At 41.3% G+C, this 23,567-nt stretch carries 27 protein-coding genes and 3 pseudogenes; 13 read left to right on the top strand and 17 right to left on the bottom strand.

What is annotated here, in order from left to right:
• Nucleotides 1–81 precede the first annotated feature (81 nt).
• Together purH and V7K48_RS06310 are read left to right on the top strand one after the other, a co-directional pair.
• A complete protein-coding gene (purH, locus tag V7K48_RS06315) occupies nt 82–1,626 on the top strand; it encodes a bifunctional phosphoribosylaminoimidazolecarboxamide formyltransferase/IMP cyclohydrolase (protein ID WP_335070635.1) in 1,545 nt (514 codons plus the stop codon).
• Nucleotides 1,627–2,283: 657 nt separating this feature from the next.
• Nucleotides 2,284–2,481 carry an HD domain-containing protein gene (locus V7K48_RS06310; RefSeq protein ID WP_335070633.1) on the top strand — a complete coding sequence of 66 codons (198 nt, stop codon included), beginning with the start codon at nt 2,284–2,286 and terminating at the stop codon, nt 2,479–2,481.
• A gap of 28 nt (nt 2,482–2,509) precedes the next feature.
• Here V7K48_RS06310 and V7K48_RS34890 read toward each other — a convergent pair.
• The 10 genes and pseudogenes from V7K48_RS34890 to dpdE form a co-directional block, all read right to left on the bottom strand.
• Nucleotides 2,510–2,596 (bottom strand): annotated as a pseudogene (locus V7K48_RS34890) (hypothetical protein); the annotation flags it as partial.
• Nucleotides 2,577–2,729, bottom strand: coding sequence for a hypothetical protein (locus V7K48_RS06305; RefSeq protein ID WP_335070631.1), 153 nt, complete (start codon nt 2,727–2,729; stop codon nt 2,577–2,579). The gene V7K48_RS06305 and the pseudogene V7K48_RS34890, both read right to left, overlap by 20 nt.
• A 28-nt stretch (nt 2,730–2,757) precedes the next feature.
• A complete protein-coding gene (locus V7K48_RS06300) occupies nt 2,758–3,450 on the bottom strand; it encodes a lipoate--protein ligase family protein (RefSeq protein WP_335070676.1) in 693 nt (230 codons plus the stop codon).
• 269 nt (nt 3,451–3,719) lie between these two features.
• The gene (locus V7K48_RS06295; RefSeq protein WP_335070629.1) at nt 3,720–4,199 is read right to left on the bottom strand and encodes a YbjN domain-containing protein; all 480 of its coding nucleotides are present in this window, start codon (nt 4,197–4,199) and stop codon (nt 3,720–3,722) included.
• 221 nt (nt 4,200–4,420) lie between these two features.
• Nucleotides 4,421–5,065: a Type 1 glutamine amidotransferase-like domain-containing protein gene (locus V7K48_RS06290; RefSeq protein ID WP_335070627.1), complete on the bottom strand. Its 645-nt coding sequence runs from the start codon at nt 5,063–5,065 to the stop codon at nt 4,421–4,423.
• Nucleotides 5,066–5,180: 115 nt separating this feature from the next.
• Complete coding sequence (locus tag V7K48_RS06285) at nt 5,181–6,131, bottom strand: AAA family ATPase (protein WP_335070625.1); 951 nt, start codon at nt 6,129–6,131, stop codon at nt 5,181–5,183.
• Nucleotides 6,132–6,273: 142 nt separating this feature from the next.
• The gene (locus V7K48_RS06280) at nt 6,274–7,371 is read right to left on the bottom strand and encodes a DUF4350 domain-containing protein (RefSeq protein ID WP_335070623.1); all 1,098 of its coding nucleotides are present in this window, start codon (nt 7,369–7,371) and stop codon (nt 6,274–6,276) included.
• Between the two features lie 251 nt (nt 7,372–7,622).
• Entirely contained in the window at nt 7,623–7,763 is a 141-nt protein-coding gene (locus V7K48_RS06275) for a DUF6887 family protein (RefSeq protein WP_335070621.1), read from the bottom strand.
• Nucleotides 7,760–7,918, bottom strand: coding sequence for a DUF6888 family protein (locus V7K48_RS34885; protein WP_442949412.1), 159 nt, complete (start codon nt 7,916–7,918; stop codon nt 7,760–7,762). Before V7K48_RS34885 ends, V7K48_RS06275 begins: the two co-directional genes overlap by 4 nt.
• 70 nt (nt 7,919–7,988) lie before the next feature.
• Entirely contained in the window at nt 7,989–11,297 is a 3,309-nt protein-coding gene (dpdE, locus tag V7K48_RS06270) for a protein DpdE (protein ID WP_335070619.1), read from the bottom strand.
• A gap of 640 nt (nt 11,298–11,937) precedes the next feature.
• On the opposite strand from dpdE, the gene V7K48_RS06265 reads away from it, so the two are divergent.
• The 3 genes from V7K48_RS06265 (at nt 11,938) to V7K48_RS06255 (ending at nt 12,972) form a co-directional block, all read left to right on the top strand.
• Nucleotides 11,938–12,192, top strand: a complete 255-nt coding sequence (locus tag V7K48_RS06265) for an RNA-binding S4 domain-containing protein (RefSeq protein WP_334973661.1) — start codon at nt 11,938–11,940, stop codon at nt 12,190–12,192.
• Between the two features lie 47 nt (nt 12,193–12,239).
• Nucleotides 12,240–12,656, top strand: coding sequence for an alternative ribosome rescue aminoacyl-tRNA hydrolase ArfB (gene arfB, locus V7K48_RS06260; protein WP_335070617.1), 417 nt, complete (start codon nt 12,240–12,242; stop codon nt 12,654–12,656).
• A 139-nt stretch (nt 12,657–12,795) separates the two neighbouring features.
• Entirely contained in the window at nt 12,796–12,972 is a 177-nt protein-coding gene (locus tag V7K48_RS06255) for a hypothetical protein (protein WP_335070615.1), read from the top strand.
• A gap of 369 nt (nt 12,973–13,341) precedes the next feature.
• Here the strand turns inward: V7K48_RS06255 and V7K48_RS06250 are convergent, their stop codons facing one another.
• Together V7K48_RS06250 and V7K48_RS06245 are read right to left on the bottom strand one after the other, a co-directional pair.
• Nucleotides 13,342–13,896 (bottom strand): pyridoxamine 5'-phosphate oxidase family protein, encoded by a 555-nt coding sequence (locus tag V7K48_RS06250; protein ID WP_335070613.1) that lies wholly within the window; start codon nt 13,894–13,896, stop codon nt 13,342–13,344.
• A 281-nt stretch (nt 13,897–14,177) separates the two neighbouring features.
• The gene (locus tag V7K48_RS06245) at nt 14,178–14,702 is read right to left on the bottom strand and encodes a DUF937 domain-containing protein (protein ID WP_335070611.1); all 525 of its coding nucleotides are present in this window, start codon (nt 14,700–14,702) and stop codon (nt 14,178–14,180) included.
• 199 nt (nt 14,703–14,901) lie between these two features.
• Between V7K48_RS06245 and V7K48_RS06240 the strand changes: the two genes are divergently transcribed.
• Nucleotides 14,902–15,099, top strand: coding sequence for a hypothetical protein (locus V7K48_RS06240; protein ID WP_335070609.1), 198 nt, complete (start codon nt 14,902–14,904; stop codon nt 15,097–15,099).
• A pseudogene (locus V7K48_RS06235) lies at nt 15,053–15,302 on the top strand (hypothetical protein); the annotation flags it as partial. The gene V7K48_RS06240 and the pseudogene V7K48_RS06235, both read left to right, overlap by 47 nt.
• Nucleotides 15,303–15,599: 297 nt before the next feature.
• Here the strand turns inward: V7K48_RS06235 and V7K48_RS06230 are convergent.
• Both V7K48_RS06230 and V7K48_RS06225 read right to left on the bottom strand, forming a co-directional pair.
• A complete protein-coding gene (locus V7K48_RS06230; protein WP_335070607.1) occupies nt 15,600–15,944 on the bottom strand; it encodes an STAS domain-containing protein in 345 nt (114 codons plus the stop codon).
• Between the two features lie 590 nt (nt 15,945–16,534).
• A complete protein-coding gene (locus V7K48_RS06225) occupies nt 16,535–16,930 on the bottom strand; it encodes a hypothetical protein (RefSeq protein WP_335070605.1) in 396 nt (131 codons plus the stop codon).
• Nucleotides 16,931–17,066: 136 nt separating this feature from the next.
• Between V7K48_RS06225 and V7K48_RS06220 the strand changes: the two genes are divergently transcribed.
• The 4 genes and pseudogenes from V7K48_RS06220 to V7K48_RS06205 form a co-directional block, all read left to right on the top strand.
• Nucleotides 17,067–17,228, top strand: coding sequence for a hypothetical protein (locus V7K48_RS06220; RefSeq protein ID WP_335070603.1), 162 nt, complete (start codon nt 17,067–17,069; stop codon nt 17,226–17,228).
• Between the two features lie 531 nt (nt 17,229–17,759).
• Nucleotides 17,760–18,155: a hypothetical protein gene (locus V7K48_RS06215; RefSeq protein WP_442949411.1), complete on the top strand. Its 396-nt coding sequence runs from the start codon at nt 17,760–17,762 to the stop codon at nt 18,153–18,155.
• Nucleotides 18,156–18,760: 605 nt separating this feature from the next.
• Entirely contained in the window at nt 18,761–20,677 is a 1,917-nt protein-coding gene (locus tag V7K48_RS06210) for a tetratricopeptide repeat protein (protein ID WP_335070601.1), read from the top strand.
• Nucleotides 20,678–21,054: 377 nt separating this feature from the next.
• Nucleotides 21,055–21,309: pseudogene (locus V7K48_RS06205) on the top strand (DUF433 domain-containing protein); the annotation flags it as partial.
• A gap of 212 nt (nt 21,310–21,521) precedes the next feature.
• On the opposite strand, the gene V7K48_RS06200 reads toward V7K48_RS06205, so the two are convergent.
• The 3 genes from V7K48_RS06200 to V7K48_RS06190 form a co-directional block, all read right to left on the bottom strand.
• Nucleotides 21,522–21,812 (bottom strand): type II toxin-antitoxin system RelE/ParE family toxin, encoded by a 291-nt coding sequence (locus V7K48_RS06200; RefSeq protein ID WP_335070599.1) that lies wholly within the window; start codon nt 21,810–21,812, stop codon nt 21,522–21,524.
• Nucleotides 21,813–21,825: 13 nt separating this feature from the next.
• Entirely contained in the window at nt 21,826–22,098 is a 273-nt protein-coding gene (locus V7K48_RS06195) for a type II toxin-antitoxin system ParD family antitoxin (protein WP_335070597.1), read from the bottom strand.
• A 340-nt stretch (nt 22,099–22,438) separates the two neighbouring features.
• Nucleotides 22,439–22,666 carry a hypothetical protein gene (locus V7K48_RS06190; protein WP_335070595.1) on the bottom strand — a complete coding sequence of 76 codons (228 nt, stop codon included), beginning with the start codon at nt 22,664–22,666 and terminating at the stop codon, nt 22,439–22,441.
• A gap of 6 nt (nt 22,667–22,672) precedes the next feature.
• Here V7K48_RS06190 and V7K48_RS06185 point away from each other — a divergent pair, with 6 nt between their 5' ends.
• Nucleotides 22,673–22,807 carry a hypothetical protein gene (locus V7K48_RS06185; protein ID WP_335070593.1) on the top strand — a complete coding sequence of 45 codons (135 nt, stop codon included), beginning with the start codon at nt 22,673–22,675 and terminating at the stop codon, nt 22,805–22,807.
• Nucleotides 22,808–22,978: 171 nt separating this feature from the next.
• A complete protein-coding gene (locus V7K48_RS06180) occupies nt 22,979–23,332 on the top strand; it encodes a hypothetical protein (RefSeq protein WP_335070591.1) in 354 nt (117 codons plus the stop codon).
• Nucleotides 23,333–23,567: the final 235 nt, after the last annotated feature.

Here is a 23,567-nt window from a genome sequence, read left to right as displayed (position 1 = left end):
TACTAATGGCCTTGAAGTTAAGCAAGGGTTATGCAAAACTTGAGATCCTTCGCTTTGAGCCTACTTTTAAGGAATTTATCAATGGCGCGTCTAGCCCTGCTGAGTGTATCTAACAAAACTGGTTTAATTGATCTAGCCCGTAGCTTGGTTGAAGAATTTGACTTTGATTTAATCAGCAGTGGGGGAACAGCCCAAGCCCTCAAAGATGCGGGACTCCCAGTTACCAAAGTTGCAGATTACACAGGTTCTCCAGAAATTTTAGGTGGCCGAGTCAAAACGCTGCATCCCCGGATTCATGGTGGGATTTTGGCCCGGCGAGATGTTCCCCAAGATATTACAGATTTAGAAAATAACCAAATTCGCCCGATTGATTTAGTGGTGGTGAATTTATATCCTTTTGAGGAAACTATTGCTAAACCAGGGGTGACATTATCCCAAGCGGTTGAGCAAATTGATATTGGTGGCCCTGCTATGCTACGGGCATCATCGAAAAACTTCGCCCATCTGACAGTATTATCCGATCCAGCACAATATGACGAGTATTTGGAGGAATTGCGCCAAAATAACGGGGAAGCATCCCTAGAGTTTCGCCAAAAGGCGGCATTAAAAGGATTTTCGCACACTGCTAGTTATGATCAAGCGATAGCGCAAGCGCTGACTTGTCAGTTCGCATCTTACCTCGCAGAGTCACAGCAGTACATCTTTAGCGGCACACAATTGCAATCTCTGCGTTACGGCGAGAATCCCCATCAACCTGCTGCCTGGTATCAAATTGGTACTACCCCGACGGGATGGGCAGCTGCTACGAAACTACAAGGCAAAGAACTTAGTTACAATAACTTAGTTGATTTAGAAGCCGCACGCCGAATTATTGCTGAATTCGCTGATACCCCAGTAGCAACGATTATCAAACATACAAATCCCTGTGGTACGGCACTAGGAAGTACTATTTCAGAAGCGTACCAAAAAGCTTTTAATGCTGATTCTACTTCTGCCTTCGGTGGGATTGTCGCACTCAACCATCCGATTGATGCGGCTACAGCTAGCGAGTTAACTAAAACATTTTTAGAATGTGTGGTTGCACCAAGTTGTGATGCAGAAGCTCAAAAAATCCTTGCCAAGAAATCTAACGTGCGGGTTTTAACTCTACCTGATTTGAGCAGTGGCCCTAAGGATACAGTGAAAGCGATCGCAGGTGGTTTCCTTGTCCAAGCTAGTGATGACATCATTGCTGATACCAGTCAATGGCAAGTAGTCACCGAACGTCAACCCACCACCAACGAATTAGCAGAATTGCTGTTTGCTTGGAAAGTTTGCAAACATGTTAAATCTAATGCCATTGTTGTCACAGGCGATCGCACTACACTAGGAGTGGGTGCTGGTCAAATGAACCGCGTTGGCTCAGTTAAAATTGCCCTAGAACAAGCTGGAGAAAAAGCCAAAGGTGCAATTCTCGCCAGTGATGGATTCTTCCCCTTTGATGATTCAGTCAGAACAGCATCAGCAGCTGGAATTACAGCCATTGTCCAACCAGGGGGAAGCTTGCGCGATAAAGATTCAATTAAAGCTGCTAACGAACTGGGTTTGGTGATGGTCTTAACTGGTGTACGTCACTTTTTACACTAAATTATTGACCGTAAAGTGTGCAGTTTTTAAAGTGTCACACAAAATACTTGCCCTTTGATAGAGGCAGTGATATCGTAGAGTCGTGTGTGAGGAGCAAGTTAAAAATTAAGAAGTGCCTGGGGTGGAAACACGGCAACACTCCCAAGCGCTTTTTAATTTTTCAGAAATTGGATTACTTGGGCAATTTTAGAAGTGTCACTCAAAATACTTGCCATTTGATAGATGTAGTGATATTATTTATTTGTGTGTGAGGAGCAAGTTGAGAATAAAAAATGCCTGGGGTGGAAACACGGCAACACTCCCAGGCATTTTTTAATTTATATATAGAAAAATAAAGATTAGATTGCTTGTCATAGCGTTTCCAAGGTATTTGTTGCAGGAATTTAGTGAAATGGGATCAGAAATTAAATTAGAGGTGCAGTTTTGAAAGTGTCACTCACTATACTCACCTTTTGATAGAAGCAGTGATACTATTTATTTGTGTGAGGAGCAAGTTAGAAATAAAAAGCGTTTGGGGTGGAAACACGGCAACACTCCCAGGCGCTTTTTAATTGGTATGCAGAAAAAAGTCTTTGCAGATTCCCTGGAATGATTGAGATAATCACCTAAAGTTCAAAATCCAGTCAACCCCACCCACAATCAAAACTAGAAATTTAGGTGCAAATCAATCGGCTGACTCAACAAATTCAGTTGATCATCAAGATTGATCGACTCAAACAGGTGATCTGGCAAACTCTACTCACTGATGGTTCATGCCAAAAAAATAATGCCGAACACTCTTGGCATTTAGCAGTGATGGCAATTGTATTAGCAGAATATGCCCCAAAATGTCCTGCTCAAGAACAAAAGACCTAAAGTCGGATGTAAATGGGTTAAACAAGGACAAATGAGATGGCTGACATAAAAGCTGCACAAAAGCCGAGTAGAATTTTACAATATATTTGTCAGAATCACCACTTGCTGTAGGAATAAAACAAATCTTTGGTCTTTTCTTTTTGGATAATTCCCAGGATATATCGATCCAGCAGAGGGTTTTCAGGTTCCATTGAAAAGCCTCCACCGCCCATTGCAATGATTTGTTTAGGAACTGAATTTGTGCTCATTTTTAAATTATGTTCTCTTTCTATCCGATCAAATGAGCTGAGAATTAGCCTCTGAAATCGGTTTCGCCAAAATTTCCTCCCACTCAGATTGTGAGAGGGGTTTCACCTCTATCTGCATATCAAAACAATTACTAGCTGCGGTAATTAAAGCTGCAATAATCTTTTCCATACTCAGACTTTGAGGCAGTAGTACCGTCGTAAAAGATTCTGTACCAAATACTTGAGCAAACAGTTCAGCATCCGGTTGTAAACGGATTGAACCATGTTGTAAAATTACGCCATTACGTCGCAGTTGAGCGCTACCAATGAGTTTGGCACCATCTGGCAAAACTAAATCTGCACTGGTCGCGGTACTAAAACAGTTAGGGTTGTGGATATAACCTCGCCCAGCCGTACCGTAATTTAATTCTACGCCGAGCGATCGCCACCCTTGAATCAAAAACTCACAAATTTTTTCGTACACCTGGACGCGACTACCCGTCAGTCCAGATGTGACTATAGCGTAAGTTAAATCACCTTGGTGTAGCACCGCCCGTCCACCAGTAGGACGCCGCACTAAATCCAGTTTTTGCCCAAGCCAAGTTAAATGTTGCCAATATTCAGGGTATTGGCGTTGATGATAGCCGAGAGAAATGGCAGGTGGCGACCAGGTATAAAAGCGCAGAGTTGGCGGATGTTTTCCCGACTGGTGCTGTTCTAGTAACCAGCGGTCAATCGCCATCTGCACATTGCCAGCCGCCTCTAGCAAAGGAATTAGTCGCCACACTTTAGAATTCAAAAGTTATACCATTTTGGATTTTAGATTTTAGATTTTGGATTGAGAAAGTCCTACCCAGACTGACTTTCACCTAACTATGTGTCGCACTCTTTTTTAAAATTGGTATTAGGAGTTGGGAGTTAAAAGTTAGGAGTTAGGAATTTGGAGTTAGGAGTTTTGAATTAAAAAGTTTATATAACTTACCACTCAAAACTACTAACTGAAGCGATTAGTCAAGTAGCACCAAATTCAGTTTGTAAAGCTTCATCATTATTATCAGCGATCGTTGCCACAATGGTAATCAGCCGAGACACTTCGCCAGGAGATAATTCCGCTAAAGTGCGTGTTGAGATCACAACCACTCGGTTTTCAATAATACCAAAACGCGCTTCAAAAGTACTGGAGCAGTTTAATTCCAAAAGATACCGCATCAACTTGGGTTCATCTTTAGCAGGTAAATTTAGCACCGCAGACCAAACAGTTATGGTGTCTTCATCGGTTGTGCCGTTGAGTTGGACAAAGACTTGCACACTTCCGTACTTAAACTTCCAGAGATAACCACCCTCTGGAGTGCGGCTAACCATTGCACTGTCGTCTTGTTCCAAAGAATCAATGACATTTTCAATTACCTCCAGATGGTTGATGCTTGTCGTCTCGGCGATTAGCTCATTAATGGATTCGTTACTAGTTACGGTTTCTTGGGAGCTTGTCATACAGATTTTCTTCTCAACATACTCGCTGTTTTATTTACACATACTTTATAACTTGTGGACGCAGTTAGTTTGAGCTTCCTTTTGCGGCTACTTTCCAAATGCCCAAAGTGTGGGGCTGCGATCGCTAATGAACTTCCGATCAAAAAGCTTATTTACAGAGTATTTCAGGTAACTTCAGATAGCGCCAGAAATTGAACAGATTTTAGGCATAGTCACCGAACTCATGCACTTTTTGGTGTCATGCTTACAACATTACCAACCAACGTAACCGTTTCACCAGTGACTACAATCCCATCCCCATCATGACAACCGTATAGCACTCGTTGCTGGTGGTTGGCATATGCCTGCATACGGGCATAATCCTCTGATGTATCCTGCACATGCGGCACAAACGCAAAGTCTACTAAACCTAATCCCTGGTAGGTAGCAAGCGGTGCATACGGTGCATCACCACACAGCCGCGCCGAGGATACCTGCGGTGTGACCATAATTGCTCCAGCTGAAATGCCAATTAATATGCCTTGATGGAGAGCATAGTGCCGGAGCCGTTCCATCAAACTGCGTTGCTGGAGCCAGTATAAGAAGTAATAGGTATTACCGCCAGATAAATGAATTGCATCACAGGCGAACAAGGGTTCAAGAAGGTCAGCTTTGTATGCCACATCGAGTTCAACGTAGAGCGCGAGTTCGAGATCATACTGTTGATAGTACTGTTGTTTTACCGTAAAGTACTGACGTTTTGGATCGCTTGACGAGGAAATATAGCCAATGCGTGCGGTAGTCGTGCCTAATAGTTGAAGCAGATACCAATCCACCTGCTGATTTGCTGCGATAATTTGATCGCTGTAAAGCACCAATTGTCGCATAAGGCGATCGCTGAAACGATAATTTGATTATAGGTTTGCTCAACAGCACCATACCCGCTCGTTTTGCTCACACCCGTTTTACCCAAATACTTGTATAGGCTTACAAAGAATTTTTTCACCTTGGAACTGGTACTTGATTAATTACCGACGCAATTACCGCATCCATTTGTAAACCATCCAGCATCGCTTCTGGTTTCAAAATGAGGCGATGACGTAGCAGCGGCGATGCAACTGCTTTAACATCATCTGGCGTCACAAAATCTCTTTTAGCTAACCACGCTAGGGCTTGAGATGTCTGCAACCATGCACCGGCGGCGCGAGGCGATGCACCCAAAGTTAAATCAGGATATTGACGCGATGTTCTAACCAACGCCAACAAATAATCAACGATCGCTTCTGATACTTTAACTTCTTTGACTGCAAGTCGTGCTTGCAAAATATCGGCTACTGTTGCTATTGGTTTCAAACGGCTAATATCCAAACGCCGTGCTGCAAAACCCGCCTGACGATTAAGTAACATTTGCTTTTCAGCAGCTTGATCGGGGTAATCTACCACTAGCTTAAATAAAAATCTGTCCAACTGCGCCTCTGGTAAGGGATAAGTCCCCTCAAATTCCAGGGGATTTTGGGTTGCAATCACCCAAAATAAATCTGGTAAAGGCAAACTTTCACCATCCAACGTTACCTGCATCTCTTCCATGGCTTCCAGTAGCGCCGCTTGTGTCTTAGGAGGAGTACGGTTGATTTCGTCTGCTAGTAGCACTTCAGTAAATATTGGCCCTTTTTTCAAAGTGAAATTGCGGCTATTCAAGTCAAAAATATTTGTACCTGTAATATCTGAAGGTAAAACATCTGGTGTTAGTTGAATCCGGCGAAACTCCCCTTGGATTAACTGCGCTAACACTTTTACTAGGAGGGTTTTACCAGTTCCCGGTACTCCTTCCAAAATTACGTGTCCACCCGCTAGCAGTGCTACTAAAAGTTGCTGTATTAGGCTAGATTGTCCGACAATTACTTGATTAAGACCTTGACCAAGACGAATTAAGATAGGATGAGTTTCGCTCATATTTTTTTATTGATAAATAACTAATGCAGAAATATTATGCATAATTCCAAAAATTAATTTTGAATTTTGTTAGTGCTGCGTAAAGCCTGCGGCATGGCTTCTCTACGAGAGTCTGCGTTCGCGCAGCGTCTCGTAGAGAGCGTCATTTTGAATTTTGAATTTCCCGCAGGCTTCGCCATTTCCCCAACCAGCTTAACAGGTCTCGTTCACTGATGGGTTGTTTGCCAGATTGTAGCTTTAAAACTGCATCTAGTTCTGCTGCACTTGCACCTGTTTTTTCTATCCAGAAATTGATCAAGGCTTCACGTTCTAAAAGTACTTGTCCTAATCCCAAAGCTTTTTGGAGTTGTAGTTGTTCTTGTTTACCCACCATCTGTACAACAAAGTCGGTGGTATCAGCTTTCTGCAAGACTCCAGCTAAAGCTTGAATGTATGCCTCACTGTTATCTACAACGGGTGTATCTAAAGCTACTGGCTTGCCAAAGCGGCGATTCTGCGCCCAAATTAGGATCAATAGTAGGATACCTACTTGCACTAATATTGGAAATAAAGGAGTTTTAGCAAAAAAACTAGATAAATCTCCTTCGCTTTCTTTCTTCCTAACATCGGCATCTTTATAGCCGTGGATGTATTCATCGACAAATACTGTGTTACCTTTTTCAGTAACCAAATTAGCCAGATACTTGAAATTACTTAAATAATCTTGATAAGCGTTGGCAGCTAAATAAGGAGTGGTAGAAAAAATCACCTTTCCCTTTTTGTAATTTTCTTCCCAGACAACAGCACCAAAGCGATCGCCTAAATCAACTTGCTGGGAGTTAGCTTTCTTATATCGTCTATGTGTATCAATTTTGATATCACCTTGGGGAGATTTCTGCATGGTGCTAAACTCTGCTTCTGTAACCCGCGCCCCTGCACCCAAAATTACCAAAGTATTCCCTTTTTCTACCCATTCACGCTCTTGACTATCCAGTATCGTCTCCCTTGGATAGCCGCTTACTTGTAGAACAGTAACTGGGCTGTTCTCTGGCTGAATATCACTAAAAGGCTTTTGCCAGCGCTTGATAGAAACACCCTGCTGTTGCATAAAAGCATACCAAGCACCATAGCCATCAGAGGCACGATTATAGGTAGAGCCAGTGTTAAGTTTAGTATTATTGGGAGCCGCGAGCAAACTAAGTAAAACGATCGCTGCTAGTGCGATCGCTCCTATCCAAGCAAGGCGATTTGAACGTTTCATTTTTGACTTTTACTATAATCACTTCATTTCAGTATCACTAGTGTTAATACTTACTTATTTTTCAGGTAAAGTCAAAAATAACAAAATTCAATTCCCCACTGCCATCACCGTAGTAGACCATTCCAGGTTAGTGACCACACCCTTTAAAACCAAAAAAACCCTACAGATGTACTCTCTAGGGCTTGATCGTACCTTGTAGGAGTTTTTTAGCGATTTTAGGATGCCAGTCTTTTTTTAAGCTCTGCCTCTAGCTATTCATCAGTGCTGACCACTACTCGCCCTGGCTTGGCTCTGATAATACTGAGGAAATGTTGAAATGCTTCTTCATCTTGGGGGTTGGCTTTGACGTATTCCCGCAGTTCTTTTTCTGACAAATTTAAATAGTCGCTCATCCGATAATCTCCTCTCCATTCCTAAGAATCTCTACCTGAATTGTTTCACCGATCAAAACTACGATTCTGTTTGTTCTTTGATCAAATCTAACCAATTCTATATTCCGTAGTAAATTACTGGTGCGAACACATAATGCTAACGATAACGATAATATAAACCCGCATTAACCCCTCTTTGCAGGCGGGGTTAATGCGGGTATTATGGCTATCTAACCAGAGACCATATCACTCAAATTGCACAAGCGATCGCCCCGATACAATAATAAAACCGACAGAATCAAGTCTAATCTGAGGTTGGCGAATTCCCTCTAGAATGGCTGCATTTAAAGCAGTTTCTATCTTCAATTCTTCAGCTAATGCATTATCCCAACTTTGCTGGTTCAGGCGCAGGTGTAATTGTTCTACTCTATTGGCTAATTTATTTTCGGCAACCTGAGCACAACTTTGACATAAGTCAATAAAATCGGGGCGATTGGAGAGTAATTCTGAAGAAGTGTTCCGCACTTGATAACAAAAATTTTGCCATTTACTAGGGTCAACAAAATCGTCAATAATTCCTAAGCGCTCTTTTGCCAGATTGTAATCTCGTCCTTGATTATTGTTTTTATCTTTATATGGACGTTGCAGGATGCTTAAGAGGGCTTTATCCTCAACAACACGTATTGGCTGCTTGCGACCATCAACATAGATAGTTTCTATAATTGGTGGAAATAGAGCATCAACACGTCGCTGCAAGTTTTTGAATTGAGAATTATCTAGTTTGTTATTGATTAAAACTTGTTTGGCAATTTTTAAATTTGCCTCGACTACATAATTGCATTGGAAACCAAACCACTCCTTCCCTTCTTTAGCATCCCAAGATGTATCAGTGCGCCACATCGCAAAGGCTTCACCTCGGTCATCCCAGTTTATATAGTTCAAGAGGGCTTCGACAAATCCTTCCCCAATCCGAAAGAGTTTAATACCAGAATTCTGATTTGCTACCCTGCGATTATAAGTACCAAATTGGTCTAAAGAACTCTCAGCAAAACGATTTTTTAACTCATTTATGGGAACCAATGTCCGCGTTGTCGGTTGATAACGTCGGATTTCCGATGAATCTGGGTTATTGAGTGCCCTGAATCCTAGTGCGTCACAAATCCAGCCTTCAATTGCTCGCTTAATTTCTAGATGACAAGCATCGTAATTATCTAAATCTTGAAAATATTGGGTTGCAATTTCGTCGTTAGCGTCAATTTCATTTAGAGCATTCTGTTCGCTAATTTTTGCTATTTCAGCTTCAATTTGTTTTTGAATCGGCAAAATCATTTCTAACAATCCAGCAGCACCTGATTGAAACAAAACTGTTTCTAACTCTGCAAGTTTCTCATCCACATAAAACTGGAGACTGGCAATTGATTGTTGGAAAATACCAAACCCATCTTTCAATACTTGATACCAAGCATTGTGAGGGCTATCTTCTAAATAGGGGCCAATCAAGGCACAGGATTGGACGCCAATTTTGCTGCCAATGCGGTCAAGTCTGCCAATTCTCTGTTCTAATTGATTAGGCGACCAAGGAAGGTCAAAATGAATCAACCAATCGGCAAATTGGAGGTTACGTCCTTCTTCTCCAGAGCGATCGCATACTAAAATAAAGCAGTTTGGGTTATTCTTGAACCTATTTAAGCCTTCCTCAACCTTATCTGGTGATTCCCCAAATTGATGGCTGGCTACTGTCTGAGCACCAAAGGTATCAGACAAATACCGGACAATTTCTGCACAAGTTTGGACAAAACTCGTAAATACAATAAATTTGGGCAGAATATCGCCAGTAATTGGTCTTAGAATTCTCTGCTGTATTCTCGTGATGAATTCGTTTTGATTCTTCCGAACGTTTGCGGGAATTTTGAAGTGCGTACCTAGCTGATTCAGCAGCACTGTTTTCAAACTTTCCGTCCGTTCTCCGTCTTCTTGAGGTTGACGAATAATTTTTAGTAAGGATTGCAGAATCTCTTCTTCCCCTGAGAATTTAGGGGCTGTAGTTAATAGGCGAACATCATCTTCATTAAACTCCTGGATGAGTTTAGAATCAGGTTTACCAGTTAAACGCGCAGTAATTACCTGTTCTAAAATGCCTAACCAAGTACCAGAAGCGAGGAATAACAGCAGAAAAATTCGCTGATATTGCTTTTCACCAGGAGCAACACTACGCCATTGATTGAGCAGTTCGTGGATATCAGGCGATCGCTCGTCTAAATCATACTCTTGTTTCGGCGTAAAATTGCGGTCAAATATGACATCTTCCACCGCAGCGCGACGGTTGCGAAGCATTCGCCGATGTAGTCGATAGGTATCGCTGACATGGATGCGAATCGCTTGGACTATTTGGTCTTGCTCAGTAGAATTTGCTGGTAAATTTTCTAAATCATCTGCCAGCTTCAGTAAATACTTATCCTCAGCAAACAGGTTTCGCAGGTGCTGCAAGTTGTTTTTGAGAACAAGAGGTTCTGCACCTTGATTAAAAGAAAGCAGAACTTTACCAATTTGCTGACGGCTTTCGACCTTGGCACGAAAACCTGCTAAATCGCCAAGTTTATAGGTTGTCGGGTCGAGCAAGTGCAACATCGCCAGAAAATCCTGCTCATGATTGAGAACAGGAGTGGCAGATAATAAAAGTAAGCGATCGCTTTTATGAGCAATATCTTTGCAAGTCTCAAAACGCTGGCGTACTGCTGCATCCTTAGAGGTTGCCATTGCTGCGATATGATGGGCTTCATCTAAAATTAAGCAGCCTATCCTCGCTTTCAGGTTGATTTTATGAATATCTTCAACCGCTAGCACCGCTACCCGTTTGCCAGAATGGGAAATGTAAAACTTGTTTTCTAACTCCAGCCGCCATTGTTTGAGCAAATATTGCGGAACTATGACCACCGCACCTTTTTTTGGTTCATCGAGGAGGAATTGACGCAGAATCGCACCTGCTTCGATGGTTTTTCCTAGTCCCACCTCGTCTGCTAGCAAATAGCGTTGAATTGGGTCTTCCAGTACCCGCCGCACAACTTCAACTTGGTGAGGATAAAGATTAATATTTGCCGAAATCAGTCCCGTCATCCCCCGACTGACAGCGCGTTGCTGAATCAAGGATTTCACAAAAGCCAGTCTTTTGTCGTGGAAGTAAGGCGTTTCGTGACCCTTCATTGCTAGAGTTTCGATGGGGTCTGTGTTGGGTAAATTGCAACGAACGTAAATTTCTTCTTCACAAGCGATCGCAGTTTTCTTATCTGGTAAATCAATTTGATACATTTCTGTGTCTTCATCCCAGATAAAAATCCTGCCAACTATCCATTTATCCTGGGTTTGGGACTTGATATAGCATCGAGCCTGGGGTTCAAGCCTGACTTCAGATAGCGAATTTAAAGGTAAAGTTTTTTGGAGACGTTGCCCTATTGAGCAGAAATACTCAACGTTCGCATTGGGATCAGATATTTCCGTAACTTTTCCTATACCCAAAGAGTTATTCTGGGACTGTACTAATAAACCAAGCTTAATCATAGATCCAGTCCCCTGAACACACTAAAAGAACTTTCCAGACTAGTTTTTTAACCTATATCTGACAGTTTTGTCGATCAACATTATAGATAATAAACTGGTATTACTGTTTTTGTCGTTATAGCGATGTCTACGACGGGCTATGACGTTCGTGACGCTCTCTGCGAGACGCTGCGCGAACGATGACGATGACTCGCTCTAAGCGTACCCCTTCCCTACGGGACGCTTTGCGAACGGGGAAGCAAGCTACGCGTAGCGTCTCTAAGAGTTGCCATGCCGCAGGCTTTTCGCTACGCTATCGCCTTTGGCGTCTCCGCTTGTAAGAAGACTCGCTAAGGCATTCTAAAGGGACGCATTGGCATTATAGAGTATCGCCGAATTTAATTCACTACGAATTTAGAACTTACACACCGTGACGAAATTATATCATTGCGATCGCGTAGCGTGCCTGAAAGGCATACGCAACGATAGTGATCGCGTAGCGTCTCGTAGAGAAGCAGTTTCAAACTTTGTTTTTACGTTCTTAATGCATAAGTCCTAAAATTAATGAAATGCTGTACTTAGCTGATTATATGGTGCAACAGATTTACGCTTTGCCTTGATAACGCCACGATACAATTAAGGTGATGTAGTTTTATTTACTATGAAGAAAATCAGAGATAACACAATTAAGTTAAATCAATTTTTAAAGTTGATGGGTATAGTGCCAACTGGAGGGCAAGCCAAGCTGATGATTCAAGGTGGCGATGTCCAAGTAAATGGTATGCTGGAAACCCGACGAGGACGGCGATTAGTACCAGGTGATAAAGTGACAATAGAAGGACAGACTTTAGAGGTGAATTTGAACAACAATGAAGACCAAGACGTAGTAATAGATTTTCCCGAACAAACTGAGTAAAGGATTTTTATCCCAAATTTCAAAGTTCCTCTTTTGCCTTGTGAGTAATGCTGCAAATTTCCAACAAAGTTATTATCCCACAGAGTGATATTGAAATTAGTGCGATTCATTCGCAAGGAGCGGGAGGCCAAAATGTGAATAAGGTTTCCACTGCGATTCACTTGCGCTTCGATATTATGGCTTCATCATTACCAGATTATTATAAACAACAGCTTTTAAAGCTGAATGACCGACGCATCACCCAAGAAGGAGTTATCGTAATCAAGGCGCAGGAACACCGAAGCCAAGAGAACAATCGGGAGTCAGCGTTGAAACGACTTCAAGAACTCATTCAAAGCGCAGTTGTAGTGACGAGAAAACGCAAACCCACCAAACCAACTCGCAGTTCTCAAAGAAAGCGCCTTGATTACAAAAGTAAGCGCGGACAGGTTAAGTCGAACAGAGGGCAGGTGACAGATGCTTGATTTAGAAATTAAACTATGGCACTAAATTTTGTTGCAAAATCTAACCTGAGAACTAAGACTAATTCTTTCTGTAGACTGTGGTTAAGTTCATGGCTTAGTTGGTTAGCTTGAGAATAGAAACTATTAAAGGTGAAAAAAGATGAATAAGACATTACTAACGATTTTGATGCTTGCACTCTTACTCTTATTCATCATCTCTCCGTTTGCTGCCCTTGCTAGTTTAATGCTGGTAGTGTTAGTTTCAGCGTTTTTCTCTTTACTAGGAAACTTGTTCCAAGTAATAATTGGTGGTGACACCAACCCAAAAGGGTCATAAACTAATTCGCAATTACGTTTGGTGACGGGGATTTATATTAGGTTCGGTTAAACACTTATAATATCTGTAGGTTGGGTTGAGGAACGAAACCCAACATTATCAAAATTTTGTTGGGTTGAGCAACAGCGAAACCCAACCTACTATTCTTTTTAACCCAAGCATATTAAATTAAACCCCCAAAACTTGTTAACAATTTCAAATTGAATTTTGAATTTTGAATTGTTAACTCTTAGGCGATGCGTTAGGCTTAACGCCATAATGCACCCTACAAGCGAAGGGCTATGAGCTTAAAAATCAATTTTCATTTTGAAAGAGATGCCACCAACTCAGTTGATTGTCTCACTGCCCTAAAGTCCGCTTTTGTCAAATTTAGGGTAATTTACTCAGTGGTGTTGCTAAACCGTCAATGCTGACGATATTTTTCTGCTGTTGATATTCTCGAACTCCCTCTTCACCTTTTTTACTAGCCCAGTTTACTAGAGTCTGGCGCTCACCTCGATATTCATAGAGTGGTACGCCAAAACCACAGGAAGTCTGTACTTGTTCAATGTCAGCGACGATAATTTGACGAGTTCCAGGTATCGGCAAAAACAAAGAGTACAGGGAATTCCAGTCTGGAGAATTCGGTAAAATCGTGTTTCCTTGACCGTAAAGACGCAGGATACAGGCGGGTTCCTCAAAGGCACAAAACATGAAGGTTATCCGCCCATTTTCTTGCAAATGGGCTGATGTTTCGTTAGCGCTGCCTGTGAGGTCTAAGTAACCAACTCGGTTGGGAGAGAGGATGCGAAAGCAGCCTAAACCTTTAGGAGACATGTTAATATGACCCGTAGGACTTAAGGGTGCAGAGCCAACAAAGAAAAGGTGTTGGGCAGCAATAAAGTCTTGCAGTTCGTCAGTGATAGAGTCAAAAAATTTAGACATAGATTGTCTGATTTATATTTGCAAATTTCCTATCTTCTCAGCCTATGTCTTAGCTAAATATCTAGCAAGGTCTAATTGCCAATGTCTAAGAGACCATTTATAAAGTAAATCAAAAGTTAGGGTGGGTTACGGCTTTAGCCTAACGCACCATTTTCTATAGCAGTGCATGATCGCCGAGAGTAATGTTTTTTGTGATCAAGCATATCAAAATATGCGCCTAATACACCCGACAGTAATTTTCTTTTTACTTTATAAATGACATCTAAGGGAGTTAGGAATTGTTACCGTCTCATATAGCGACTAGCCATTTGGATGGCATCAGCGATATCGACATCACCATCACCATCAGCATCTAAAAAAGAATTCAGTACAGGATTCCCGCCAGCTTGGGGATTCTGAGCATTAGCACCTGATTGCAAAAAATTCAGCACCAAAGGTACTGCTAAAGGCAGCAATTGTTGAACTATACCAGCATCCAATCCAGTGCGCTGGGCAGCAACTTCAGCTACCTGCTGTTGTATCTGAGGAGAAAACAGCGAATCGACAGCTTCGGGGTTAGGTGAAGTCCCAGCATATTGATTCACTAGAGTTTGTGCAGCTTCATTACCATCTGTGGCTTGCTTTTGTTGTAAAGCAGAACGCACTTGACCACCGACAATAGACAAGACTGATTGGATGGTAGAAGGGTCTGCACCAGTGCGATCGCTCAACTGCTGTACAGTGTTAATGATACCTCCAAGTTGCCCTAAGCTGCCCTGTTGATTAGGATTAGCGACGGCACCAAGAATTTGATCGAAAAGTCCCATAAGTTTGTTTCTCTCTTTGTTCTCAAAAAGCTTGCCAAAACTGACTTGAAGTCTTTTGTGTAGGCGGACTTTCGTAAGTCTACTAAAAGATTAAAACACGCAAGCTTCATCATGAACAAATAAAATTTTAAAAGCTACTAGCTTAAGGATGAGAAATCGGTAGAGCCAACGCAAACTCTGTACCTCGATTTAACTCAGATTGGCAAGTAATTTTACCCTGATGTTTTTCTACTACAATGACAGGTGCTTGCAAATCAAAATTAGCTTCTTAGGTAACTCTTTGGGCAATATTCATCACCGTGTTAATGGGATGGGTGATGATTTTACTTGTGTAGAAAGCCAGGATGGCAGCGATCGCATTGGCGCAGCCTCCCGAAGGGAAGCACTCTTGCATTGAATCAACCCTAGACCTGATTTCTACAGAGATAGTTTTTCGCAGTTTATACCATTTTTTCCAAACTGTTCTCCGTGGTGATGCTAGTGAGGCGGTTCTTTATCTTCTGGAACATCAAAAGCTGTTTGGATTAGTTAAAACTAAGCGTAAGTGCCACCCTTGAGATTGACGCTTACACCCAACAAATATGGGCAAAATCTTTTTAAGTTGACACCAATGGGCATTGCCGTGTTCCTACACCTCATGATACAGCAGATTGCAACTTCTCTTCTTAGAGGATGTCTGAAAAGTTTTTTTGTATACATCTAACCCTTGGAGATCCCCCTAAATCCCCCTTTTTTAAGGGGGGTTAGGGGGGATCAACAAATATTTGATACTTCTCAGACATCCTCTTAGGCTACGCCAAGGTGAGGTACAGATAATCGTAGGGGCACAACATGTTGTGCCCCTACCCCCGTGTACTTCACTTACCTGAAATACGCTGTAACTTCCGCCTTGTGGTACTAGCCCTTTTTGTCCCCACTCAAGATTACCAATACTTTGCGATTGAATTCCTCTTGGTCAGTGAAGATTTTAAAAATTCTATCCACTTTAGTCATTTCAAACAACATCCTGACTTGATCGCTAATAGAACAGAGGAAAAGTTTACCATTAGTATTGTGTACCATTTGCATTACTGAGACTAAAGCACCTAAACCAGTGCTATCGATCAACTTTATTTCTTTCATATCAAGCAAAAAAATATTGGTTCCATTTGCCAGAAGTCCACTAATTTCCCGACGTAGTTCATTACCTCTAGTTCTATCTAAAATTCCCGATAATTGTAGTACTGTTAGGCTCACTTTCATGGTTGCTTACTATTATTTTTGTTGAAAATATATATTGATATTTTGGCATTGATATAAGGTAAACTGCAAAAGAGATTGGAATACTATTATCTTATAGCATCTAATTCAAGCAAAAGTTTTATGCTTACCTGATTATTGTTGCTTGATTTAACAAAAATCTGAGCATATTTACAGTTGATTTTAATTAGCTTTTATCTGTAATACCTCATGAAAATTACCGATTTTATTTAGATTTAAATTAATATAGTTCCGTAAACATTCTGATGACTAAAGTTAAGTACAAAGCAGCAAAAATCATTGAGTTTTATGTTCATTGCGGCTCTAAACAACAAAAAGATGCAAAATTCAAGAATGACAGCGATTAGCATTTATTGTTCCACTCACAACCAGAGAAAGTTTCTGAGGTTGACTTTGTGGCGTTGACTTTGGAAGTATACGATCGCCAATGAGCAGAATTGTCTTTTGATCTATTTGAAACACAATCTCCTGTAGGGTTGCACTGCTAGTTGTGTAACCCTACCATATACTTTAATTACCTGAAAATTGCTATTAAGTTGGCATCAAAGAATATACTTTAAATACAGACAAGATTATGCAGTTTTAGAGTTATTACTAACTGGTTCCTCTGGAGTCGCCTTTAAGCGTGTTGCTGTACTTTTACGGATGCGATCGCTTTTCCGAACAGCACCCGCCATTTCATATTCACGGCTATCTTTGCCGTATTTAAAAGCAACTCCAATCAGCATTTTCTCAGTGAGGTCACTTAAGGTTTTGTCCAATTCGTCCATCTCAGTTCTAGAAGAGTCTATCACGGCTAGAGCAGTATTATAAGCATCTATTTTGTTACGGTAGTGCTCAATTAGTTCTGTCATGCTTTGCAAGTTGCGAGCATTTCCAAAATCCATACTGGGATCGATTGCTTTGAGTCCCGCCGCTCTGAATTCAGCTTTTTCTAGAACGCGGTATGTACGTTTTTGACGAGGCATAAATGTATCCCTTTCATTCTGCTTTAAAGCTAGTTTGCCTTACTAAAGCTGGATCTTAGTTCAGTAAAATCCTCATAAAATAGTATCTAAGATGACGTAAGCGTCAGTATTTATCACAAAATTTATGATTTTGTTGATGAAAATCATGATTTTGTTGATGAAAATCGTGATTTTGTTGATGAAAATCGTGATTTTGTTGATGAAAATCATGATTTTGTTGATGAAAATCGTGATTTTGTTGATGAAAATCACGATTTTGTTGATGAAAATCGTAATTTTATACTTAGAGGATGTTTGAAAAGTCCTCTTGTCGGTATCAAAAGTTATAGATCCCTCTAAATCCCCCTTAAAAAGGGGGACTTTGATTCTGGTTCCCCCTTTTTTAAGGCTATGGTGTACACACAAGTTATCGAATCACTACCAGTCCTCGAATTACCCCACCCTAACCCTCCCCTTGTAAAGGGGAGGGAACGAGAATCTCTTGTTTCCCCCCAATTCATCGGGGGGATTAAGGGGGGTAATTCGACTTGTGTGTACACCGTAGCTTTTTAAGGGGGTTGGGGGGATCAATAAGAATCTAAAGTCACAGCGAAACACTTTTCAAACAACCTCTTAGAGCCAGTAGGATGCGTTACAGCTTTAGTCTAATGCACCGCCAGACACTCAAAAAGAGTAGACATTACACGCAGTGTGTAGAAAAAGCAATACTGGAATATCTAAATACCCGAAAGACTTCAGCTAAATCTAAATTTATTAACTTAGTTGCGGAATTTAAAATAAAGGCGGTGTGTTAAGAAGTAAATAGGATACACATAGTCAAAGCAAGATTATGATACTTGAAACTGCGGCGATCGCGATCGGCACTATAATTGCCACTAAAGCTTTAGAAAAAACAACCGAAAAAGTAACAGAAACTTTATTGGATAAGACTAGTAAGTTTCTCGTCACCCTCAAAAAACACTCTCCCCATACTGTAGTTGCGATAGAGAAAGCACCAGAACAACCACTTGATTATGGCAAAGCTGTACTAGAGGTGCAATCTGCCGCTCAAGCTAATCCTGAAGTGGCTCAAGCTGCACAGGAATTGGCAGATGCAGCTAAAGCGGAACCAAATCCTAAATTAGCTGAAATTCTAGCTATGCCGAACTTAGAAAAACTGGCAGACAAAATTGGTCAGGTAGTAATGCCAGGTGGAACAGGAAATATTCAAAATATGTCTTTTTAAATTATTAGCAAAAGTTATCGTGTGACCTAACCCCCAGCCCCTTCCCTACAAGGGAAGAGGAGTAAGATTCAAAGCCTTTCTCTGTTTCGGCTACGGTGTATACACAAGTCTGAAATAGCTTGAAATCTGGGTTGAGACTCTCGTATTACCCCACCCTAACCCTCCCCTTATAAAGGGGAGGGAACTAGATTTTCGGTTTCTCCCCTTTATAAGGGAAGCTTTGGCTTTGAGCCTGTTCATCTCGCTCCAAACAAGGAACTGATTTTCGGTTTCTCCCCTTTATAAGGGAAGCTTCGGCTTTGAGCCTGTTCATCTCGCTCCAAACAGGGAACTAGATTTTCGGTTTCCCCCCTTTATAAGGGAAACTTCGGCTTTAAGCCTGTTCATCTCGCTCCAAACAAGGAACTAGATTTTCGGTTTCTCCCCTTTATAAGGGAAGTTTCGGCTTTGAGCCTGTTCATCTGGCTCCAAACAAGGAACTAGATTTTCGGTTTCCCCCCTTTATAAGGGGGGATTAAGGGGGGTAATACGACTTGTGTATACACGATAGCTCCGTTTCGGAGAGAGGTTTTTCAATTCTTGTGAACAGCAAGATTTAACTATGTATGCCTGAAGACTCCGGGAAGTTCGCCGAAAAAATTGGTGCTTTTGCTGCCCCTGGTGCTCAAGTTAATATTGGCACTCAAATTATTAACGGGCAGAAACAGCTAACTCCCACAAAATCTATTCCTTATCGCGGTTCTGTTCATTTCGTTGGGCGAGAAACGGAACTGACAATGCTGCATGAAGGCTTGCAGCGCAAAGACTATGTAGCAATAGCGGGAATGGGTGGCGTGGGCAAAACTGAATTAGCCACCCAATATGCAAAACGATATCAAGAATATTATGGTGGCATTACCTGGTTTAACGATAGAGAAACCAATCTCGCCGCCGAAGTTTTAGAGGTTTTCCGGTTGCAGTTTAGTTTTGAAATTCCCCAAGAATTAGGAGGAACACTTTTAAGCCTTAAAGAACAAGTCGCCTGGTGTTGGTCTAGATATCCTAACTCTAACTTGCCGATTTTAATTGTCTTCGATGATGTAACTGATTTAGACAACCTCCGCCAAGTCGTTCCCCAAGATAACCGTTTCCGAGTTTTAATTACTACTCGACTGCGGCATTTAGACCCGAATTTTATTCAAGAGATTTCTTTAGATGTTCTCTCGCCTCAAAAAGAACCAGGCAAAGCTTTAGAACTGTTAAAACGACTGTTGGGGGTAACAGATAGGCGAGTTGAAAACGAACCAGAAGCCGCAACAGCAATATGTGAATGTCTGGAATATTTGCCTTTGGGCATAGAGTTAGTAGGAGGTTATTTATTAGGCGACCCGAACATATCTTTAAATATCATGTTTGGACGATTGCAAGAATATAAATTAGCAGAGTCAGCTTTACAAGACCGGGAAACTCTCAACTCAACTCAACTGGGAGTCAAAGCTGCCTTTGCTTTAACTTGGTCAGAACTCGACCCACTGGCGCAACAACTAGGAATATTTTTGAGTTTATTTTCTCCTACACTGATTCTTTGGGATTTGGTTATTTGGGTAGCGATAGGTGGAGGGGAAGCAGAAAATCAGGAAGAAAGACAGCTAACTTGGTCAGAAAATGAATTAAACGCAGCTAAAAAGCAACTTTACGGGCGCAACTTGCTGCAACTGGTAGAAGAAAGAGCAGGATATTATAAAATTCATGCGTTAGTGCGGTGGTTTTTGCAAGCGCAGTTAGCCGATGCTGGCGAGATGAAATCAGTTTTGGAAACAACCTTCGCCAGTGCTATGATAGCCAAAGCTCAAATCCTTCCTTATTCTGCCACTTCTGAGCAGATTGAAAGCATCAAAGATATCGTTCCCCATCTCGAAGACCTGGGAAACCGTTTAATTGCAGAGAGAAAAGAAGCAAAACAGGCACAGATAATTTCTCTGGCATCAGTTCCCAGCGATGAAGTAATTTGGATATTTGTAGGGATAAAAAGATTTTACGAGGGACAAACATTATATCAATTAGCAGAACCTTGGGGTGAAGAATGCCTAAATGTTTGCCAGTCCTTGTTTGCTGGCGACCATCCGGATGTGGCTACTAGCTTGAACAATTTAGCTTTCCTTTACAATAACCAAGGACGCTACAGCGAAGCCGAACCTCTGTACACAAAAGCTTTGGCAATGAGAAAGCGCCTGTTTGCTGGTGACCATCCCAATGTGGCTACTAGCTTGAACAATTTAGCTTTGCTCTACAATAACCAAGGACGCTACAGCGAAGCCGAACCTCTGTACACAAAAGCTTTGGCAATGTGCCAACGGGTGTTAGGCGTTAATCATCCTAGTACGGTAACGGTTCAAGAAAATCTAGCAATACTGCAACGCCAATCTACTCCCCCTGCTATTAGGAAACGTCGATTAGCTCAGTTTGTGCAAATATTAAGAGCGATACTAATTTTACCCTTTTCTCTGCTGTGGCGATTGGCTAAAAAATTAATTCGTAATTAAAACATTGGCTTTGCGCGATGTCTAACGACAAGCCGAGGAAGCAATACGGTTCGGTTAATATGTATGTTTGGCTCTCGGAGATCCCCCCAACCCCCCTTAAAAAAGGGGGGCTTTGTCTCCTATTTACCCCCTTTTTAAGGGGGTCGCCGCAGGCGGGGGGATCTTATCCCAAGCGTATTGGCTAAGGAAGCATCTACGTTTATTTGCCTCAACTGTATTCTAGATTTTCTCAGGCGATCGCACTTTTGAGGAAAGTTTGCGATCTACTAACCTTGAGCGATCGCTGTTCAATTAATACTGTGCTAGTTTAAGAAAAATACTGCAAAAACTTAATCAGTATGACCAGTACAACCACCTCTCGCTAGGTCACTCGGCAAACTGAAATTTTGTCTGGTGAACCAATTATTGCAAACACGAGAACACCTGTGAGAGCGATCGTGGAAAATTGGCGTTTAGGGATTAGACCAGAAGAAATTCCGCTACATTTACCTCATTTAACTTTAGCCCAAGTCTTTGATGCTCTGAGTTTTTATCTAGACAATCAAGTAGAAATCAATGAATATATCGAGCGCAATCATGTTCCTGATGAATTAGTCCATCCAGCTATCAAAGCCAGACTCAATCAAAAATGACGATTTTTGCTCAGGTTTATGTTGATGAAGATGTAGATATTTTAATTGCCACCTTACTATTAGCACGAGGTATTAATATAACAACAGCACTATGACGGGCTATTCGGCGTCGCAATTTCATCGCTTTCTGTGCTATGGCGATTAATTAAACAACTAATTCGTAATTAAAAGATTGGTGATGGCGATTGAGATTGGAGAAAACAATTAGTTTATCAGTAAATAATACCGGGCAAATACTTTGCACCATGCACAACGCGCACAATTTCAATACCTTTGCTGATATTCTGGTAGAAAATCAGATAGCGACCAACCGAGAAATACCTTAACCCTGGCGCAATATCAGGACGTGCTTGACCACGTTCTGGGTTGTCAGCTAGCATTTGACATTTTGTATCAATTTGGTAAAGTAACCTGTCAGATGCTGTTGGATTATCAGCCGCAATGTAAATCCATATTTCAATCAGGTCTTCTTCGGTTTTAGCAGTGCGGATAAAACGTCCCACGAATCACGCATCCTTATTGAGAAACTTGACCTAAACGCCTACGGGCTTCCTGTTTAATAACTTCAATATTTGTATACTGCCCAGCACCACTGTCAATTCCTTCTTGCCAAAGACGGCGTACTTCATTAATATTCTGTAACTGCAATAGACGTTTCTGCTTCCAGTCCCTTAATGCTTCCCGGATAACTTCACTGCTGCTGGCATATTCGCCAGATTCCACTACATCACGGACAAAAGCAGCCATTTCTGGTGTGAGAGCAACACTGATTTTCTCAACGTTAGGCATTGGCTAGACATCCTTTTATTCTAAAACAGGACTTACGCACTGAAAACTTGAAAGCTTAATCCCCCCTAGCCCCCCTTAAAAAGGGGGGAATCTTAAAAGCCCCCTTTTTAAGGGGGTTGGGGGATCTCTTCTGCGTAAGTCCTCTAAAAGTAGCAAAGATTCCTACCACCAACAAGATAAAGCGATCGCTTTTTTGCCTCAACTGGATTCTAGATTTTATGAAGTGATTCTACTTTTGAGGAAAGTTTGCAATCTACTAACCTTGCAATCCTATCTAATTTGTGAAAATTTGCGTTGTCCAGATCCCTGACTTCGTAAAAGTTGTCGGGGATCTAACTTTTTATAAATGATTTAGGACTGCTATATTGCCAGCGATCGCTGCTTGATGGTTGCAAGTTATCTCAGTTTCAACAATAACATTCAATATCCCACCAGAATTAGATAATGCTGAACGCAAAGCAATTGCCTTAGCGCTAGAAACTGGAGAATGGCAAGTTTTGCTAGATGAACGTGAAGCACGCCAGTACACAAGCTTTTCTACGCTTTGCGTAGAGAAGCAGCTTGTCATCAGACAATGATTACCACCAAAGAAGGGAATGCCATTGATTTACCTGATAACATCCTTGATTTAATGCTGGCATATCTCAACGAACTTAACTGCGATCGCTTGGAAACTAAACCAGATAAACTTACTGTTCAACTTGTATAAATTTAACAATCTGAAGACAGTGTAAGTAGGTTTGTATAGAGCAGGAATCATTGACAAGCTAAGTGTATACGCAATACAATTATTTGTAATAGAACCTAAGATAGAGTTAATTAAAATAATTTACCCAGAGAATAAAGACAAGCAATATTAAAGATAATTTGGATAAAACAAATGAACACCAAAATTATTGCTTTGTTGGGAATTACGGCAGCCTTTGCAAGCTTAGGAAGCCAAGTATACGCCCAGTCACCAGTATCAAGCTCAAATCGAGAACAATACAGATTAACTGGTGATTCTCTAGTTGGAATTGATCGGAGAACAGCCCAAGATGACTTTGGAAGCTTTTTTGAGCGAACTAATCCAGCAAGCATCTCAAACAATAATAGAACAGGCAATAAAACTCCAGTCAAACTCCGCTTTAACGAATCATTATCACAGCCAGACACTTCTGTTTTTTTAACACCGGCTCAGTCTGGGAATGACAATGATGGATTACAAGTGCAGTTAGATATACAAAGAAAATAATCAGGTATAAAGGTTGACGCTGTAGTTTTGAGTGTAATTGATCCCTCCTAACCCACGCCAGTCGCTCATGGCTACGGTAGTGTACACAAGTTATCTAATTACCCAAAAGTCCTCCAAAACCTCACCCTATCCTAACTTTAATCCCTCTCTTTATTAAGGCTACGGTTTACACACAAGTCTGAAATAGCTGATTAACCAAGGTTTTACCCCACCCTAACCTTCCCCTTATAAAGGG

It is taken from the genome of Nostoc sp., from assembly GCF_036919615.1.
Lineage (GTDB): Bacteria > Cyanobacteriota > Cyanobacteriia > Cyanobacteriales > Nostocaceae > Nostoc.
This window is presented reverse-complemented; position numbering and strand designations above follow the sequence as displayed.